This is a genomic window from Exiguobacterium sp. s168 (assembly GCF_018619035.1).
GTDB classification, from domain to species: Bacteria; Bacillota; Bacilli; order Exiguobacteriales; family Exiguobacteriaceae; genus Exiguobacterium_A; species Exiguobacterium_A acetylicum.
The window spans coordinates 49,059-66,671 of record NZ_JACSNE010000008.1 but is presented as its reverse complement, the minus strand read 5'-3'; the positions used below and the strand labels follow the sequence as shown (position 1 = coordinate 66,671).

At 45.8% G+C, this 17,613-nt stretch carries 16 protein-coding genes; 12 read left to right on the top strand and 4 right to left on the bottom strand.

Annotated features, from left to right (window positions below; all coding sequences use genetic code 11):
• Positions 1-139 precede the first annotated feature (139 nt).
• From KNQ15_RS07110 to KNQ15_RS07080, 7 genes are all read left to right on the top strand, one after another.
• Positions 140-307, top strand: coding sequence for a hypothetical protein (locus KNQ15_RS07110; protein ID WP_023467274.1), 168 nt, complete (start codon positions 140-142; stop codon positions 305-307).
• A gap of 125 nt (positions 308-432) precedes the next feature.
• Positions 433-738 carry a hypothetical protein gene (locus KNQ15_RS07105; RefSeq protein WP_029340874.1) on the top strand — a complete coding sequence of 102 codons (306 nt, stop codon included), beginning with the start codon at positions 433-435 and terminating at the stop codon, positions 736-738.
• A 38-nt stretch (positions 739-776) separates the two neighbouring features.
• A complete protein-coding gene (locus KNQ15_RS07100; protein ID WP_023467272.1) occupies positions 777-1,034 on the top strand; it encodes a hypothetical protein in 258 nt (85 codons plus the stop codon).
• Positions 1,035-1,112: 78 nt separating this feature from the next.
• Complete coding sequence (locus KNQ15_RS07095) at positions 1,113-1,811, top strand: lysophospholipid acyltransferase family protein (protein ID WP_029340873.1); 699 nt, start codon at positions 1,113-1,115, stop codon at positions 1,809-1,811.
• A 1-nt stretch (position 1,812) separates the two neighbouring features.
• Entirely contained in the window at positions 1,813-3,711 is a 1,899-nt protein-coding gene (locus KNQ15_RS07090; protein ID WP_214728534.1) for an ABC-F family ATP-binding cassette domain-containing protein, read from the top strand.
• Between the two features lie 170 nt (positions 3,712-3,881).
• Positions 3,882-5,723 carry a GGDEF domain-containing protein gene (locus tag KNQ15_RS07085; protein ID WP_214728532.1) on the top strand — a complete coding sequence of 614 codons (1,842 nt, stop codon included), beginning with the start codon at positions 3,882-3,884 and terminating at the stop codon, positions 5,721-5,723.
• A gap of 10 nt (positions 5,724-5,733) precedes the next feature.
• Positions 5,734-7,521 carry a GGDEF domain-containing protein gene (locus KNQ15_RS07080; RefSeq protein WP_214728530.1) on the top strand — a complete coding sequence of 596 codons (1,788 nt, stop codon included), beginning with the start codon at positions 5,734-5,736 and terminating at the stop codon, positions 7,519-7,521.
• 53 nt (positions 7,522-7,574) lie between these two features.
• Here KNQ15_RS07080 and KNQ15_RS07075 read toward each other — a convergent pair whose 3' ends face one another.
• From KNQ15_RS07075 to KNQ15_RS07065, 3 genes are read right to left on the bottom strand one after another with little or no spacing between them, the layout of a single operon-like run.
• Positions 7,575-8,219 (bottom strand): hypothetical protein, encoded by a 645-nt coding sequence (locus KNQ15_RS07075; RefSeq protein ID WP_214728528.1) that lies wholly within the window; start codon positions 8,217-8,219, stop codon positions 7,575-7,577.
• Entirely contained in the window at positions 8,216-9,388 is a 1,173-nt protein-coding gene (locus KNQ15_RS07070) for a DEAD/DEAH box helicase (protein ID WP_214728526.1), read from the bottom strand. The genes KNQ15_RS07075 and KNQ15_RS07070 overlap by 4 nt, the downstream gene beginning before the upstream one ends.
• 28 nt (positions 9,389-9,416) lie before the next feature.
• A complete protein-coding gene (locus tag KNQ15_RS07065; RefSeq protein ID WP_214728524.1) occupies positions 9,417-9,845 on the bottom strand; it encodes a hypothetical protein in 429 nt (142 codons plus the stop codon).
• Positions 9,846-10,184: 339 nt separating this feature from the next.
• Here KNQ15_RS07065 and pflB point away from each other — a divergent pair, with 339 nt between their 5' ends.
• The 3 genes from pflB to abc-f all read left to right on the top strand — a co-directional run bounded on the left by pflB (position 10,185) and on the right by abc-f (position 15,163).
• On the top strand, positions 10,185-12,434 hold the full coding sequence (gene pflB, locus KNQ15_RS07060; protein ID WP_214728522.1) for a formate C-acetyltransferase: 2,250 nt from the start codon (positions 10,185-10,187) through the stop codon (positions 12,432-12,434).
• Between the two features lie 34 nt (positions 12,435-12,468).
• On the top strand, positions 12,469-13,188 hold the full coding sequence (pflA, locus tag KNQ15_RS07055; protein WP_214728520.1) for a pyruvate formate-lyase-activating protein: 720 nt from the start codon (positions 12,469-12,471) through the stop codon (positions 13,186-13,188).
• 274 nt (positions 13,189-13,462) lie between these two features.
• Complete coding sequence (gene abc-f / locus KNQ15_RS07050; protein ID WP_214728518.1) at positions 13,463-15,163, top strand: ribosomal protection-like ABC-F family protein; 1,701 nt, start codon at positions 13,463-13,465, stop codon at positions 15,161-15,163.
• A gap of 71 nt (positions 15,164-15,234) precedes the next feature.
• Here abc-f and rsgA read toward each other — a convergent pair whose 3' ends face one another.
• Complete coding sequence (rsgA, locus tag KNQ15_RS07045; protein WP_029340866.1) at positions 15,235-16,284, bottom strand: ribosome small subunit-dependent GTPase A; 1,050 nt, start codon at positions 16,282-16,284, stop codon at positions 15,235-15,237.
• 273 nt (positions 16,285-16,557) lie between these two features.
• On the opposite strand from rsgA, the gene KNQ15_RS07040 reads away from it, so the two are divergent.
• Entirely contained in the window at positions 16,558-16,935 is a 378-nt protein-coding gene (locus tag KNQ15_RS07040; protein WP_023467260.1) for a lmo0954 family membrane protein, read from the top strand.
• Between the two features lie 55 nt (positions 16,936-16,990).
• Positions 16,991-17,608 (top strand): PspA/IM30 family protein, encoded by a 618-nt coding sequence (locus KNQ15_RS07035; protein WP_214728516.1) that lies wholly within the window; start codon positions 16,991-16,993, stop codon positions 17,606-17,608.
• Positions 17,609-17,613 lie beyond the last annotated feature (5 nt).

Genomic DNA, 17,613 nt, shown 5'->3' with positions numbered 1-17,613 from the left:
ATCTCTGATATCGACACAACGATGACATTTGTGACATATTTGTGAACGGAACACATTTGCGTGATTTTTTTGAAAAAAAGATATATGATTAAATAACAGGAAAAAGAAGGTTTAGTTTAGGTAAATATGGGGGATAAAAATGTTTCATAACATTCAATCGCGTTCGTTCGCACGACGCTTCACGAAAACATTGGTTTTTGCATTTTTTGCGTTCCTTGCTACGATTGGAATCGTCTTCGCAGAAGGATCGAACAGTACGGATATGACACCGAAGACACCAGCGCTTCAGCAAATCGATCGCCCTTAAAATCTACACCTTCCGTGTGGATTTTTTATTTTTTCCGGACATTTACAGGACGATAAAGGAAAATCACGACTTACCTCGAATTGTAATGGACATACCATTATTTTAATTTCGAGGAGGAAACGGACGTGCTCTTCTACTTATTCACGACGATTGCGGGTCTCATCACTACATATTTAAGTTTTGTTACCGGTTATTATACGAGTTCGATCGGTGTGTTCGTCTTTACGCTAGCGATTTGTCTGTCACTATCATCAATCCGCCAGCTGATACGTACGTCCTATCTGACTTATATTGAATACGTCCAACACCGTCGTGTCAAAAAACAATACGAACGGATGAAAAAGCGTGAACTTTCTTATCAAGTCTCCTATCCTCAACAAGATTCCAGCACACCACTTGCATTCTCCGCGACAGACCAGCATGATAAGTAAAGAACACGATTTCATCATCTAGGAGGAACAGATTCATTATGAACGAAATCCCTTTATCAAACGGTTGGACACTTCGCTACTCCCCTGTCATCGATTTATGGTTGAAGGAAGATGGCGTACTGCTCGTAGATCACGAAGATAAGGTCCGCTTGACTCTCATTTTGGATGAGGAAACGATGGAAATCAAACAGATCGACAATACGAACGCTACGTTCTCTGTTGATCCAACGACACGTCGCCTCACCTTTGAACTAGGAGAAAGCGAAGAGGAATCTGAACCTCGTTACTGGGAATAATCACGCAGACCGGGTGCGACGCCCGGTCTTTTTTTGTACAATAACATCAGTAATGAAAAAAGGAGCTGTCACTTCACCATGATACGTACTGTCATATGGTTCATTTATTTTGGACTTGTCTTACCCTGTACCTTACCGTTTTTACCTAGTGCAAAACGTCGAACGCACCTCGCGCGCTATGCATTCGTCCAGCGTGTAGCAAGTGCCTGGGCAAACTCTCTTCTCCGACTCGCTGGTGTTCGTGTCAACGTGACGGGTCGTGAACACATCCCGGCAAACGAACCCGTCGTTTTCATCTCGAATCACCAAGGGAACTTCGATGTCCCGATTCTACTTGGAACAATCGATAAACCGAAAGCATTCATCTCAAAAATCGAAGTGAATAAAATTCCAATCGTCAATGTTTGGATGAATCTGATGGGATGTGTCATGATTGATCGAAAAGATCGACGCCAATCGCTGAAAGCGATTCGTTCTGGTGTCGAGACGATCAAGGACGGACAATCGATGATCATCTTCCCGGAAGGAACACGCTCCAAAGGCGGTCCAATGGCGGAGTTCAAAGCGGGAAGCTTCACACTCGCGACCTCAAGTGGCGCTCGCGTCGTACCCGTCGCAATTTCAGGGAGTTATCGTGTCATGGAGGAGACGGGTAAGATTCGTCCCGCCACGGTCGACGTCACGATCTTACCGTCGATTGATCCGAGTACGATGACACAGAAAGAACTTGTCCAGACGGTCGAACAGCAAATCAAACAGATTGTAGAAGGTGTCTAATATGTTAATGAAAGCAGAAAATCTCAAAAAAGAATTCGCCGATAAAATCGTCTTCGAAGACGTCACGTTCTCTGTCTCTCCAGGCGACCGGATTGGCATCATCGGCGTCAATGGTACCGGTAAATCGACTCTCCTGCATATCCTGGCAGGTAAAGAGACGGCAGACGCTGGTACGATGCATCACCCGAACGATTATCGGATCCGCTTGTTATCGCAAACGACCGATTATCCGGAAGACCAAACTGTCATGGAAGTCCTCCTGTCTGGTGATACACCAACGATTAACGCCTTGCGTCACTATGAAACGGCGCGTCTAGCACTCGAACAGGATCCGACGAGTGAAACGTTACTCAACCGCTTCATCACAGCTCAAACAGGAGTCGATGCTGCGCAAGCTTGGGACACGGAATCACGCTTAAAGATGATTTTAAACAAACTCGGCATCCTCGATTTGAACGCGTTGATTGGCTCTCTTTCCGGAGGGCAACGCAAGCGTGTCGGACTCGCTGAAGCTTTACTCGATGAAGCCGATCTTCTCCTGCTCGATGAGCCGACGAACGAACTCGATGCCGAGACAATTAGCTGGCTTGAGACACAGATTAAGGAATACCGTGGTGCGATTCTACTGATCACTCACGATCGCTATTTCTTGAATCGTGTGACGAATCATATGATGGAGATCGCAAACGGAACGGCTTATTTCTATGTCGGAAACTATGAATCGTTTCTTGAGAAACGTGCCGAACGTCGTGAACGGACGGCTTCTATGGAAGAAAAACGTCAAAACATCCTACGTCGTGAACTCGCCTGGTTGCGTCGCGGAGCAAAGGCGCGGACGACGAAACAAAAAGCCCGGATTCAGCGCGTAGATGCTTTACAAGATCTCTCGTACGAAGAAGAAGAGTCGACACTCGAAGTACAAGTCGGTTCGACCCGTCTCGGTAAGAAAGTCATTGAAGCGCACGATGTATCGCATCGATTTGGCGAACGGACACTTTTTGAATCATTCAACGCTCTGATTGGACGAAAAGAACGGTACGGCATCGTAGGCCGAAACGGTAGCGGAAAATCTACCCTCCTTTCAATCCTTGCGCAACGCTTAGAGCCGACAACAGGCGAAATCATTCACGGAGAAACAGTCAAAATCGGCTTTTATGGTCAATTTGCTGAGTTCACGCATCCCGAACGCCGTGTCATCGATGAAGTCGAACGGATCGCAAAAGTCATCACGACACTCGCTGGTGAGGAAATCACGGCAAGTCAGATGCTCGAACAGTTTCTCTTTAAGCCAGAAGCCCAATATAAACAAATCGGTAAACTATCTGGTGGCGAAAAACGCCGTCTGAAATTGTTGACGATTTTGATGGAGGAACCGAACGTCCTCTTCCTCGATGAGCCGACGAACGACTTGGATACTGAGACATTATCGGTACTCGAAGACTATTTAGAATCATTCCCAGGTACCGTCATTACGGTCAGCCATGATCGCTACTTTCTCGATCGGGTCGTTAATCGTCTGATTGCATTTGAAGATGCGAACATCGTCTTTTATTACGGACAATATACAGACTATCTCGAGCAAATGACGACACCTGTTTCTCCAGTCGTCGTTGAAAAGACGGTTGAGGTTGTTACACCTAAAGTAGAGGTACCGAAGAAGTTGAGTTATCAGGAACAACAAGATTGGGCGATCATTGAACAACAAATCGCAGAGAGTGAAGCTGAACTGGAACAATTAGAAGCCGAACTTGCTTCGGCAGGAAGCGACCTCGGTAAGGTCAATGAACTGTATCAATCCATCGAGAAGACTAAAGCAACACTGGACGAACGAATGGAATATTGGACCTATCTTTCCGAAAAAATCGAGGCATTTGAAACGTATCGTCAATCTAATCAGTAATTTCGATAAGCGGAGTTCTTCACTAAGAAGAGCTCCGCTTTTTTCATGAAATGGAAAACATCTCTTGTTTTCATTTTTATATGAAAATATATGTGAATTCATACTAGATATCGGGTAATGTTATAGCATATTTCTTTTTTGAAGGAAGGCTTGCGAAAGGAGGAGTTCCGATGAAACGGATCGTTCAAAACATCTACCCTACCGTCGCATTCTACTTAGTCGTTACGTATATTCTGCTCTGGCTATTGCCAGAAGACCGCTCGTTACAACTCTCGTCAGTCATTAGTTTGACCGGTTCTTTCATGATTTTCTTACTTAGCCGATCTAGTGTCCTTAAACAAACTTCCTTCCCTTATAAATGGCTATCCATTGCCTTCTTTTCGTATTTTTTAGGTGATTTACTGAATATGATCGGACGTCTCTTACAATGGAACTCTATTAATCTGAACGTCTTGCTCGATCTACCTTACACGATTCACTTGACGATGATGGTCCTTTTCTTTTTTCGACAATTGGATTTGTCTTTATTTAAAAAACAAAAGTTGTTGATTCTCGATTCTTTGACCTTATTCACCGTGTCGATGATTGCTGGATACATCGCTATTTTCCGTTTTGTTCCTTCTTATACACGAACAGTGCTCGAACAGATCAGTTGGACATTTTATGCTTTCTTAACGATTTTATTGACACTGTTCTTTTTCTTGCTTTATGCTTCTGGACTAAAACGAAACGTATCGCGAACAGGATTCATCTTTCTTATACTCGGAACGTTTTTTCTCGGAATGACGAACTTTGTATTTTATACGTTGTTATTGAACGGCGAACCACAAATAGCGGGTCTATTGCTCCCGCTATATCCACTTAGCGGTTTATTCATCCTCGCCTTCATGAATACGCGTGCCCTTCCCATCAGTCGTGAGCAACAAGCGACTCTCATTCGGGTCGAGACGCTTACGCGTTCACTGATGGTTTATATCTTGTTATCTGTGCTGATTCTTTATATTACATTCTTCCCTGTCTCTCGAACTTTCTTCTTATTGTCTGTTGGTATTACGTTTTTATTATTTTTAACACGTCAGCTTTTCTCTTATCGGGAAAATCTTCGGTTGTTACAGGAAACAACGGCACTGCAAACGAATCTAGAAGACATCGTCCATCAAAAAACAGCACTCTTACAGTTACGGGAAAAAGAACTGACGTCGCTTTTTCTGTCTTATCCAGAAGTTGTGCTTGAAATCGATGCAACGTATCAGATCCGATCCGTCAACCCGGCTGCTACAGTGGCGGGATGGAATGATCTGCCGCTCGGACCGAGTCACCGCTTACAACTCGATCGACTCATTCCATTGCTTCAGCAAGAGCAGTTGACCTATCCCGCTCACCTTCTGCATGTACCGGCTACGGAGGAACATCCAGAAACCTTTTTGAATACGACTGTCATCGATATTCCACATCAGCAACGCTATTTCGTCATCTTAGCGGATGTCACGGAAGATTATCAGCAGGAAGTATGGCTAGAACGTATGGGATACCATGATTCGCTCACTCGTTTGCCAAACCGACGTTACTTCGAAGAACAACTTTATTTAACTCTTCAGTCGCTAGATCACGGTTCCTTATTATTTATCGATTTGGACGGTTTCAAACAAATCAATGATACCTACGGACATGATGTCGGTGATTTATTGTTACAAGAAACGGCAATGCGTCTTCAATCAATGACGACGACAACTGATCTCGTCGCACGTTTGGGAGGAGATGAATTCTTGATCTTCATTCAGGCATCTGCTTCAGAAACACGACAGTTTGCCGAACACGTTCTCGAAGTCCTGAATCATCCATTTTATATTCAAACGTACACGCTTCGTGTCACACCATCCATTGGAATATCCTTATATCCTGAAGATGGTAAGAGTTCGGAACAATTATTGATTCGAGCAGACGAAGCCATGTACCATATTAAGAAGACCGAAAAAAATAACTATATATTCGCTTCCCACATCAAACGTTAGGAGGGATCCCTTGCTTAAATCGACCTATTTCATCCGTTGGTTTCCTGCCATGCTTGTCATCTCATTTGCCTTAATGATCCTTGCTACATGGACCCCTTCCATTTCTAATCGCATCGTCGAACAAGTACTTCAGTATATATCACTTGGATTGATTGCTTACTTCATCCTTACGGCTTATCGTAAGGAGCAAACATTAATAGTGCCAAGACGGAAGTTCTGGCTGATTGCTTTAGGCTCATTAGTTCTATCCTGTATCGGTTCCGTTCTTGAAACATTACGTTTCTTTGATTCGGACTTTCCAGTTCCATCATTTTATAGCCTAATTTTATTTTCGATATCACATTATGTATTCTTATACGCAATCTTTTACCGGATCATCACAAAACGAACGCTCGGACAACATGTGCTCGCTTTCGTCGATGCTGCAATCATCGTCGTTTTCATTGGACTTGTCGCGTTTCATGTTCTCAATGAATTGACGAATCCGGGTCTTCAAACTGTTCCTTATGCCATCATCGTCATTACGAACACATCACTTGGCTTGTTTGTCTTCTTCTATTTTACATTCATCCAAGAAACACATTGGGTATCACGAATGGCATTGTTTTTATTATTCTTATCCATTTTCATTCGTGGTATCTATGAAGTCTCCAGTGTCTACTTCCCGGATTTTTCGGCGCATTATCTGCTGTTCTTTCCGATATTGATCCGTTTGGCGCAAAGCGCAGCTATTTTATGGCATGTTGATCATATTGAAGAAGGGACCGCACGAACGACGATCATTCCCCGTTCGTGGCTTCCTTTACTGGCCGTTCCTTTATTCATCCATTACATGGTGGAACAAGAAGGTGGAAAGCTCGACATCTTCGTCATCTTATTCTTGCTGATTGTTCGACAAATCTTGATCGCCCGTCAGCATAGACTAATCGTCGCACAATTACACGAACGAAATGAGCAACTTGCTTCACGAATCGAACATCGAAAACAACAAATCCAAGAGAGCGAACAACAAGTCATTCCACTGTTTCTCGGTCATCCCGATCCGATGATTCGACTTAATCAGTCCGGCACTGCGATGTACGCGAATTTAGCTGCTCAACGTCTTTTTCATTTGCCCGACATGACGATTGAACATGTTCCTCGTACGATGCGTCATTTGTTGGAGACGCTTGAAACAGATGTCGATGAGTATGAAGATGAACAACATAGACAATATGAAATCATTGATATTCCGATTCAGATTGCTGCTACCTCGATGGGGCGATTCACGATTTTGCATGATGTCACGGAACGCAAAATCCGTCAAAAACGAATTGAATACCATGCCTACCATGATGCTTTGACGAGTATCGGAAATCGTCGTTCTTTAGAGCGTGATTTTTCAAATCGACTCCCTGAAAAGAACTATCTCGCCTTAGTCGACTTAGATGGATTCAAGCAAGTCAATGATACGTATGGTCACGAAGCCGGCGATTATGTCTTGATTGAGGTCGCAAAGCGATTGAGCGAACATATGAATTCTTCAGAATCCGTGTATCGCCTTGGTGGAGATGAATTCGCAATCCTCTTACAAGCCGATGATGAGCTGTCCTTACGACGAAAATGTAAATCCTTCTTACAATTTTTAAGACGTCCCTATGTCTATAAAGGACAATCCTTATTTGTTTCCGCAAGCATCGGTGTGACAGCATGTCACACAGCTGATCTTGAAACATGCTTAAAGCAAGCCGATCTTGCCATGTATCGTGTGAAGCACCGGGATAAGAACGATGTCGCTTTATATCGAGCGGATTCATGAAAAAACCTAGGACACGTTGACCGTAATCAGTCATGTGTCCTAGGTTTTTTAGATCATTCTTCTGGTCTCGGGGCAATGTTGCCTTCTTCGATATCGAGGAGCAAGTCGATTAATTCCGCACAAAACTCAGGATACTGACGGAGTAACGCGTCTTCTCCCACTTCATCGACGAAGTCCGTCAACAAAGCAAGGACTTCTGGTACTAATGCGCGCGCTACCTTCATGTAGGCAATCGCAAAGCGCCACTTTCCAGAAATATAAAGTAGTTTTCCAACCAACAGATCACCCGGTTCAACTTCGATCTCAGAGAGATCGGTTTGATACGTCTGTTTCGACATTAAATCAACGACACCATCTGCCTCGACTTGAAACAGCGAAGGCATCGGGTCCGCCAATCCACGTAAGGCGCGATAAAGACTAGGTGATAGCTCTTCTTTCACCTGCTCGAGAAAACGACCGTGTGGTGTTTTTCCTTGATCATCCGTTTCATAGAAGATTGCCCAGTCAACGAACAAGTCCCGGAACAATTCAGCATCTTTTAAATACCAACGTCCTTCCGTCGCAATCTCTTCAATAAAAGCGACCCAATCCGTACTACGCGCTGTCGCTGCTTCTTGATACATTTTCTTCAAGGCTGCATTCATTTCCGCTTCAGAAACCGTCGTCGGAAACGGAATTACTTTTCGATCGTTCTTCATTTCGATCGCCCTTTCCGGTGAGGAGTAGCCGGTCGCTTAATCGTCTGAGGAGCTGTGAATTCACGTTTCGGAATGACTTCTCCGCGGTAAATTTCCATCGGCTCCATCTCGACACCCATTTGCTTCGCAAGTGTTTTTAAGTGTTTTAAGTCTTGATCCGTTACAAGAGCGAGTACCATACCGTTTGCATTACCACGTCCCGTCCGACCTGAACGGTGTACAAAGTCGTCAAGCGACTCCGGTAAATCGTAATGGACGACGTGTGTGACCGCTTCGATATCTAAACCACGCGCCGCAAGACCTGTCGTGACGAGTAATGGGAATTCTCCTTTTTTGTAAGAACGTAACGTCTCCATCCGCTCTCGCTTTCCTTTTTCAGCGTCTAAAATCCGGTATTTCAATGAGAATTTACTCAACTCTCCATTCAATGGACCAAGGAAAGAGCGGTTGTTGATGAATGTCAGCACTTTCGAACCTTGCATGTTTGCAAGACGGCGTAACAATTCCGGTTTCTGACGACGTGAGGTTTCCAAGTACCCGAATGTCACTTGTGTGCTAACGGCACGCTCAACACGAATCGTCTCAGGAGCATTCGCAAGAGTCCGTCCCCATTCCGCTGTCCGTTCCGGCAATGTCGCTGATACGAATGCTAGCTGTCGATCGCGTAATGCACTGTTTGCGATTCGCGTCGCCGAGTCATTCATGCCACTCTCATAGATTTGATCCGCTTCATCTAAGACGATCAATTTCACCTTATGCATTTTCAACTTCTTCGAATCAATCAACTCAACAAGGCGTCCAGGTGTACCAACGATGATTTGCGGTTTTTTCTTCAATCGTTCATATTGTCGTTTTAATTCAACTCCACCAATGAATGCACCGGATTTGATCCCACTTCCTTGAGCAAACAATTGAATGACTTGATGAATTTGCATGACGAGTTCCCGTGTTGGTGCCGTGATCACGACTTGCACGTGTGGTTCTTCTACTTCAATCTTTTCTAAAGCTGGAATGACATAGGCAAGCGTCTTCCCTGTACCTGTAGGCGCTTCAGCAAGGACATCTTTTCCTTCGCGCAACAATGGGATCGCTTGTTCTTGAACAGGCATCAACTCCGTAAAACGTGCCCGTTCCCATGCTTCCTGTAAAAATGGTTTTGTAAAGTTCATAACGATTTCTCCTACTCTCTTAATTCCATCATGCCGTTACGTATTCGACATGATCTCCTGATGCATCACGGTATCCCCGTAATGTCTGTGTATATTCATTTCCTGCATCGAGCAATCGAATGTGGAACCGGATCTCGCCTTCACCGGCTTCTTCTTCTAGAATCTCGAATCCTTGGATGACACGATCCTGTAATTCTGCAGCGAGTGCCGGATACTCCGAAAGACTCGCATACGTCGCTTTTACGTCGACGGGACGGCGAACAAGCGCAATCCAATACGATTCATCATAGCCGATAAAGTCTTCATAATCAAAATCGTCTTCAAACCGAATCCAGAATCCATCATCTTCAAATTCCGTGATCATTCCCGTTCGCGTCGAACCGTCCGATCCGATTTTCAGCGAGACCCAGTCTCCCGACTGATACTCTCCTTGTTGTGTTAATGATACATACTCCATTTGGCACACCTCCACGTTCTATATTCCCTTTTTCATTGTCAACGATACGTCTTAAAAATACAAGGCACCGTAGCGTGACATTCCTCACAGTTTCAACTGTTCTAGTGGATCTTTTTTAAATTAACTCATACAGTTTCCAAAAAACCTTGAATTAGCAACACCAAACTGTTTTTTCTGAACTATTTTCATATGGATACAGAAATAAAGAAAGCCCGTCATATCAACGTTTATTCACTTGTTAAAACATTCACATGAACGTAAAGGGAATCAACCCTTCCTTTTGTTACACTATTCACATAAGGAACTGATGATTAGCTCAATATTAAAGGAGTGGTATCCATGTTATTAGAAAAAACGAGTGCTTGGACGAACTTTACGTCTGGTGAATGGGTAAAGACGATCGATGTCGCAGACTTCATCCGACTCAATCGCACAGAATATACAGGAGATGATCACTTTTTAGTCGGTCCAACGCAAGCAACGGAACGGCTCTGGCAACAAATTCTACAGCTGACGAATGAAGAACGCCAACGTGGTGGTGTGTACGCCGTCGATGCTAAAACACCATCAACGATCCTCTCGCATGATGCAGGATATCTGAATCGCTCACTTGAAAAAATCGTCGGTTTACAGACAGACGAACCGTTTAAACGTTCGATTCATCCAAACGGTGGGATTCGGATGGTAAATGATGCCCTAGCTGCGTATGGCTTTGAAGCAGACGAGACTGTCACGAAAACCTTCAGCGAGTACCGGAAGACACATAACCAAGGGGTTTTCGATGCCTATACCCCTGAGATGCGCGCCGCACGTAAAGCCGGTATCATCACAGGATTACCTGATGCTTATGGTCGCGGACGGATCATCGGTGACTATCGTCGTGTTGCTTTGTACGGAACGGCACGCTTGATTGAAGAACGTAAGCGAGATTTAAAGGCGCGTGGCGGGTTCCTCTCTGAATCAATGATTCGTGATCGCGAAGAGATGAATGAACAGTTGCGCGCATTAACAGAATTGACCGAGCTTGGAACTCGTTATGGTTTTGACCTCTCTCGCCCTGCAGAAACAGCACAAGAAGCATTCCAGTGGGTCTATCTTGCTTATCTTGCTGCCATCAAGGAGCAAAACGGGGCAGCCATGTCACTCGGTCGAGTCTCGACGTTCCTTGATATTTATGTCGAACGTGATCTTGCGACTGGGCGCTTGACTGAAGAGACTGCACAAGAGCTCGTCGATCATTTCGTCATGAAGCTTCGGATCGTCAAATTCTTACGGACACCGGACTATAATGATTTGTTCTCGGGTGACCCGACGTGGGTAACGGAATCCATTGGTGGAATGAGTGAAGATGGGCAATCAAACGTCACGAAAAGTTCGTTCCGCTTCTTACACACGCTCTCGACACTCGGTCCGGCACCGGAACCGAATCTAACCGTTCTCTGGTCTACTCAGCTTCCACGCGGATTCAAGGAATTCTGTGCGAAGATGTCGATCGTATCGAGCTCGATTCAGTATGAAAACGATGATTTGATGTTGCCGGTTTATGGGGATGATTACGGTATCGCTTGCTGTGTCTCCGCGATGAAGATTGGGAAACAGATGCAGTTCTTCGGTGCGCGAGCAAACCTGGCAAAAGCATTACTTTATACGATCAATGGCGGAATGGACGAGAAGCTCAAAATCCAAGTCGCCCCTGCTACACCACTAATGCTCGACGAAGTACTCGATTACGAGACCGTCATGGCGGCTTATGATCGTCAACTCGATTGGCTTGCAGAACTGTACGTCAATACACTGAATGTCATTCACTACATGCATGATAAATACAGTTACGAACGGATTGAAATGGCGTTACATGATCCGGAAATCTTACGGACGATGGCATGCGGTATCGCTGGTTTATCGGTCGTCGCTGACAGTCTATCCGCCATCCGTTACGCAACAGTCCGTCCGATCCGAGATGCGGATGGGATTGCAGTTGATTTCAAGATCGAAGGTGAGTTTCCGAAGTTCGGAAATAACGATGAACGGGTCGATCAGATGGCAGTTGATCTCGTGACGCTGTTCATGGAGAAAATCCGTAAACATCCAACGTATCGCAATGCGCTTCCGACACAGTCTGTCCTAACGATCACTTCAAACGTCGTCTACGGTAAAAAGACAGGAAATACGCCAGATGGACGCCGTGCGGGTGAACCATTTGCACCGGGTGCTAACCCGATGCACGGACGTGACACTAGAGGAGCTGTCGCCGCACTGACATCTGTCGGAAAATTACCGTATGAACATGCGCTCGATGGTATTTCGTACACGTTCTCGATCGTGCCAAAAGCACTCGGTAAGGATGAGGTTACACGTATTCGCAATACGGTCGGATTACTTGACGGGTATATGGGTGGTACGACTTCAAAAGGACACCATTTGAATGTTAACGTCTTTGACCGTGAGACGTTACTCGATGCCATGGAGCATCCAGAACAATATCCGCAGTTAACGATTCGGGTATCCGGTTATGCCGTCAACTTCATTAAACTGACGCGTGAACAACAGATCGACGTCATCAATCGAACGTTCCACGGTTCTCTCTAAAATGATGTGTAGTATGTGAAAGGAAGTGAGTAAGATGACCTATGGTATGATCCATTCCGTTGAATCATGTGGAACAGTCGATGGTCCTGGCATTCGATTCATCGTCTTTACGCAAGGATGTCCATTACGGTGTCAATACTGTCATAACGTGGATACATGGGAGTTCGGTTGCGGACGGCGTGTCTCAGCAGAAGAAGTCGTAAAAGAAGCGATCAGCTATCGCTCCTTTTTCGAGGCAACGGGTGGCGGAATCACCTTCTCTGGAGGTGAACCACTCGCTCAGCCAGAATTCTTGGAGGCTGCTTTAACAGAAGCAAAACGCCATGGACTGCATACGGTCATCGATACCGCGGGATCCGTCGTCCCGAAAAACATCGACGCCATTCTCGATGCGACGGATTTGGTTCTGCTCGATATCAAACATATTGACGATGCTGCTTGCCGTGTCTTGACCGGACGAAGTAACGCCAATACACTCGCTTTTGCAAAACGCCTAGCCGAGCGAAATATTCCTGTCTGGATCCGCCACGTCTTAGTTCCAGGCATTACGATGTCGGAACATTTCCTCCGTCAGACTGGCGAGTTCATCCGGACGCTCGGAAACGTCGAGCGCGTCGAAGTACTTCCGTATCATCAACTCGGAGTCTATAAGTGGGAAAACCTTGGTCTTGCTTATCCGTTAACTGATGTCCTTCCCCCTTCACCAGAAGAAACGGATGCTGCGCAAACCTTACTTGAATCGTACTTGTGTTAACGTTTCCATTTTGTTACAATGACGTCATAGACTATGAACAGGAGGTACAACACCGAAATGAAGCAATCACTCGTACACGTCGCTTGATGAATGAAATCATCTCTTTCGCAATGCAGTTGCGGATGTCTGACGCTACGAGTCTGCTCTTTTTCGGTGTGACCAGTCTTTGGTCATCGCCTTCTTTGAGTTACACTCCGGCACACCATCCGCTCGCTTCGGATGGTGTGTTTTTCATTTCATCTTATCGGAAATGAACGCTAAAGGAGCTGCTTTTATGCCTACTGAAACACTTACGATTCAACACCTATCGATGGACTACGACGAACGACGCCTTTTCTCGGACGTTTCTTTTCATATTCATACCGGCGAACATGTCGCCTTAATCGGTCCGAACGGTATCGGAAAAACAACACTATTACACTTGATTGCTGACCAACTTCAGCCGACTGACGGTTCGATCAAACGTCATTATAAACAGCTCGGTCTCCTATCCCAACACTTCCTGCCCGGTGATAGAACCGTTCTTGATGTCGTCGAACGAGCGGATGCGGTTCGTTATCGCCTTCGCGCTGACGCCATGAATGGTGACTTGACGGTCTATCAACAAGCACTCGATCAGGATGCCTTCTCGCTTGAAGCAGATGCGACCCGCGTCTTGAAAGAAGTCAAATTAGAGGAAGCACTCTGGACACATGTAGCATCTAGTTTAAGCGGTGGTGAACAGACACGCCTCCAGCTTGCCTGTCTGCTTCTGTCACGACCTGATTTCATCATTCTCGATGAACCGACGAATCATTTGGATCAAGAGACACTCGAGTGGCTCACCGAATGGGTCAATACGTCACGGACTTCGATTCTCTATGTCTCACACGAACGGTTCTTCATCGATGCAACGGCAGATGCCGTCATTGAACTATCCGAATCAGGAGCAACGCGATACAACGGAAACTACCAGTCCTATAAAGAACAAAAAGAACATCAAGCTCTGTCGCAACAACGAGCGTACGAAAAACAAGAACGTACACGTAAAGAGCTGACCCGCATGATTCAGGGTTATCAGCAATGGCATCAAAAAGCCTCCGATCAAGCGAGTGAACGAGATCCGTATGCGAAAAAAAAGGCTGCTAAACACGCAACCAAGGTCAAAGCAAAGGAACAACAGCTCGAGCGTCTACTCGAGGATCGTGTACAAAAACCACAAGTTGCACCGACTGTTCACGTCGCATTCGAACATGAAGCGATTCGTGCGAAACGGCTGATTTCGTTCGAACGTGTCTCATTCATGCATGAGACAACAGTAATCCTAAACGATGTTTCGTTTACGGTAGAACGTGGCGACCGAATTGCTGTCATCGGACCGAATGGAAGCGGGAAATCGACCTTACTGCGTCTCATCGAGGGCGAGTATGTCCCTAATCAAGGGAATGTAATCCGTCATCCTCGATTGAAGACTGGCTATTTTTCACAAGCCCTTTCCCACTTACCGACATCCGGTACGTTGTTAGAGGCATTACTTGAGTACGGCACGATGAGTGAAACGGACGCTCGGACGTTGCTCGCCTGTTTTTTATTCCGTCGCGATGATGTTTACCGGTCGATTTCCGACGCTAGTATGGGTGAGAAATGTCGGATCGCTTTCTTACGCCTGTATTTTTCTGGTGCTCACTTGCTTATTCTCGACGAACCAACGAACTATTTGGATCTTGCGACTCGTGAACAAATCGAAGCCGCTCTCGATGTCTTCCCTGGTGAGCTCCTCTTCGTCTCTCACGATCGCTATTTCACCGATCGGCTGTCGAATCGGACGTTTGATTTAACGACTGGATTCAACGATCATTCGGTCGGAACTGCCACGGTACGAAACGCTCGCCGAAGTGACCCTGAAGCGATTCAATCCGACTTACACCGTCTTGATGCTTTGACGGGTAACGTTCCGTTCAATACAGAAACGAATGAATCACTTTCAAAAGAATAACGAGAAAAAGCATCTGCATAGAAAAAGAGACTCCTTTTTCCGTTGCAGATGCTTTTCATATTTCAGTCGTATTATCGCTTTTGATACTTCACTTTCGTATGCGCTTGGGCCTGCTTGTGGATTTTTTTCCACTTTTCCTTCTCTGCCGCCTGCAACGCCACGTTTTGCTTGCGTTCCGCATAGGCGATTTCCCGTTTTAGCTTGACGAAGCTGTTCCAGCGCTCAGCAGTTAGTGTACCATCTTCTAAAGCTGTCCGAACGGCACAGCCCGGTTCCTTCTCATGTTCACAGTCTCGGAAACGACAGTTTTCAGCAAGCTCCTCAATATCGGAAAACGTCGACGATAAACCGTCACTTCCATCCCATAAGGCCAATTCTCTCATCCCCGGTGTATCAACAAGCAATAGACCGTTCGATAGTCGTTTCAGTTCGCGATGCGTCGTCGTGTGACGTCCGCGTTCATCGTCTTCTCGTACGCCCCCCGTCTCCATTAACTGTTCTCCAGCTAAAGCATTGACGAGTGTCGACTTCCCGACGCCGGACGATCCAACTAACACGATCGTTTGCTTGATTTGTAACTGTTCACGCAACACCTCTAATCCGTCACCCGTCAAGGAATCAACGGCAAGGATTGGTGTTCCGAACGCAATCGCTTCGACAGCCTGCAGTTCCGTTTCAATCGACGGCATCAAACTTTTTTTCGTCAGGACGATGATTGGTGTCACCCCTGCATCCCAAGCAACCGTTAAATAGCGTTCCAGTCGACGGACGTTGAAGTCATGTCCAAAAGCCATGACAAGCAAGGCGACGTCGACATTTGCGCAGATGATTTGTTCCTCGGTTTCCGTTCCTGCCGCTTTTCGGGAAAATTGAGAAGATCGTGGCAAGACACGTTCGATTCGTCCTTTGCCTGGCTCTCGCTCTGTTTGGATGATCCAGTCCCCGACCGCTGGCAATTCAGCTTTTGTTCCCGATTGGAAACGTAACTTACCAGACAGCTCGCTGAGCGACTCTCCTGTTTCCGTCATAACACGATAGTGTGTTTGATAGACAGCTATAATCCGTCCTAATCGTTCTGTTCCTGTCGTTTCGTAGACAGGTGGTGTACCCCATTCGTTCAAATGGTTTCCTCCTCTGATTTAAGGGAGGGAAACCCCTCCCTGGTTTCCGACACATGTTACTTGTTTTACGTTGATTGTTGCACTCATCAACATCACTCCTCTCAATTCGATTCCTTTATAGAATACCATATCAATCAATGGTTCTGACAGCGCTTCCCTCGAAGTCAGATCTTCTCTCCGCCTTAAGCCCGAGAGCAAATACGGTCCAAAGAGCGTCGTCGGAACAGAAGGACTCCCGTATCATAAAGGTATCAACACAAGGGAGGCTTCCTCATGAAGCAATCGAAAGGAAAACAACTGGTGATGATTCTCGCTGGACTGGCATTACTTGCCGTTGTCATCGGAACATTACCGCACATGATCGGACTTGGCTTAGGGGCGTTACTCGCGTTCTATTCGATCAGTAAGTTCATGCAATCGAACAAATGGCCAGCGAAACTCGGTTTCGGATTCCTAGCAGCCATCGGAATCGGACTTGCCCTCTCGAACATCTGGGCAGTTATCGGAATCGCAGCAGCCATCGCATTGTACGTCGGTTACATGCGTATGAAGCTACAACGTGTTAATGTCCAGGATCTCTTTAACCGTCGCCGTACATCAACGACACATTTCGAAGCAGACTGGAAAGACTTAGACGAAAAACGTTTCTAATCAAATCAAAAGGTATGACCCGATAGCATTCGCCACTTCTAAGGAGGAATTTTTCATGAAAAATGTATTTGATCAACTCAACGATTTTGCAACACAAATGATGACAGAAGTTAAAAAGGCAGCCGAACAGGGCGAAGTACCTGCTAAAAAGCTCGTTCGTCATATTCGATCTACAGAAGCTGATTTAAAAGAAATCGATCGACTACTCGAGCGTCAACGGACATTACTGCAAGAATTAACGCATAAACAAGAAGAAGCGAAGGATTTAGCCGATAAACGCTTCAAGCAAGTTGAGATCGCAAATGAAGCCGGTGAACAACAACTGGCTGAGCGCGCAGCCATCGAATCGAAACATTACGGGGAGCAATACCGGTTCTTCGAAGAACTCGTCGCTGAGACGAAACGCGAGTTGAACGAATTGGAACGTGAAGCTCTCGAGTTGAAGTTAAAGCTCGAAGATTTACAGAACAAACGGTACGAATGGATGATGCGCGAAAACGTCTCAAACTTAAAAAACAAGATGAACCAGGTGCTAGATCGCGAACCAAATGCTACTATAAAAGAAGAAGCACATCCGTTCACGGCAGAAGAGTCTGAGGCAAAACAACCAGCCGTTGATGAAGATGATATCGATGCGCGTATCGCTGAACTCGAGCGCCGCATTCACCAATAAGCAGT

Bases quoted from the DNA above. Each gene is read 5' to 3' on its own strand.
- KNQ15_RS07075 (WP_214728528.1), bottom strand. From the start codon at position 8,219: ATGAAGAACGATCGAAAAGTAATTCCGTTTCCGACGACGGTTTCTGAA.
- pflA (WP_214728520.1), top strand. From the start codon at position 12,469: ATGACCTATGGTATGATCCATTCCGTTGAATCATGTGGAACAGTCGAT.
- KNQ15_RS07035 (WP_214728516.1), top strand. From the start codon at position 16,991: ATGAAAAATGTATTTGATCAACTCAACGATTTTGCAACACAAATGATG.
- KNQ15_RS07090 (WP_214728534.1), top strand. From the start codon at position 1,813: ATGTTAATGAAAGCAGAAAATCTCAAAAAAGAATTCGCCGATAAAATC.
- KNQ15_RS07070 (WP_214728526.1), bottom strand. From the start codon at position 9,388: ATGAACTTTACAAAACCATTTTTACAGGAAGCATGGGAACGGGCACGT.
- abc-f (WP_214728518.1), top strand. From the start codon at position 13,463: ATGCCTACTGAAACACTTACGATTCAACACCTATCGATGGACTACGAC.
- KNQ15_RS07100 (WP_023467272.1), top strand. From the start codon at position 777: ATGAACGAAATCCCTTTATCAAACGGTTGGACACTTCGCTACTCCCCT.
- KNQ15_RS07065 (WP_214728524.1), bottom strand. From the start codon at position 9,845: ATGGAGTATGTATCATTAACACAACAAGGAGAGTATCAGTCGGGAGAC.
- KNQ15_RS07040 (WP_023467260.1), top strand. From the start codon at position 16,558: ATGAAGCAATCGAAAGGAAAACAACTGGTGATGATTCTCGCTGGACTG.
- KNQ15_RS07085 (WP_214728532.1), top strand. From the start codon at position 3,882: ATGAAACGGATCGTTCAAAACATCTACCCTACCGTCGCATTCTACTTA.
- pflB (WP_214728522.1), top strand. From the start codon at position 10,185: ATGTTATTAGAAAAAACGAGTGCTTGGACGAACTTTACGTCTGGTGAA.
- KNQ15_RS07110 (WP_023467274.1), top strand. From the start codon at position 140: ATGTTTCATAACATTCAATCGCGTTCGTTCGCACGACGCTTCACGAAA.
- KNQ15_RS07095 (WP_029340873.1), top strand. From the start codon at position 1,113: ATGATACGTACTGTCATATGGTTCATTTATTTTGGACTTGTCTTACCC.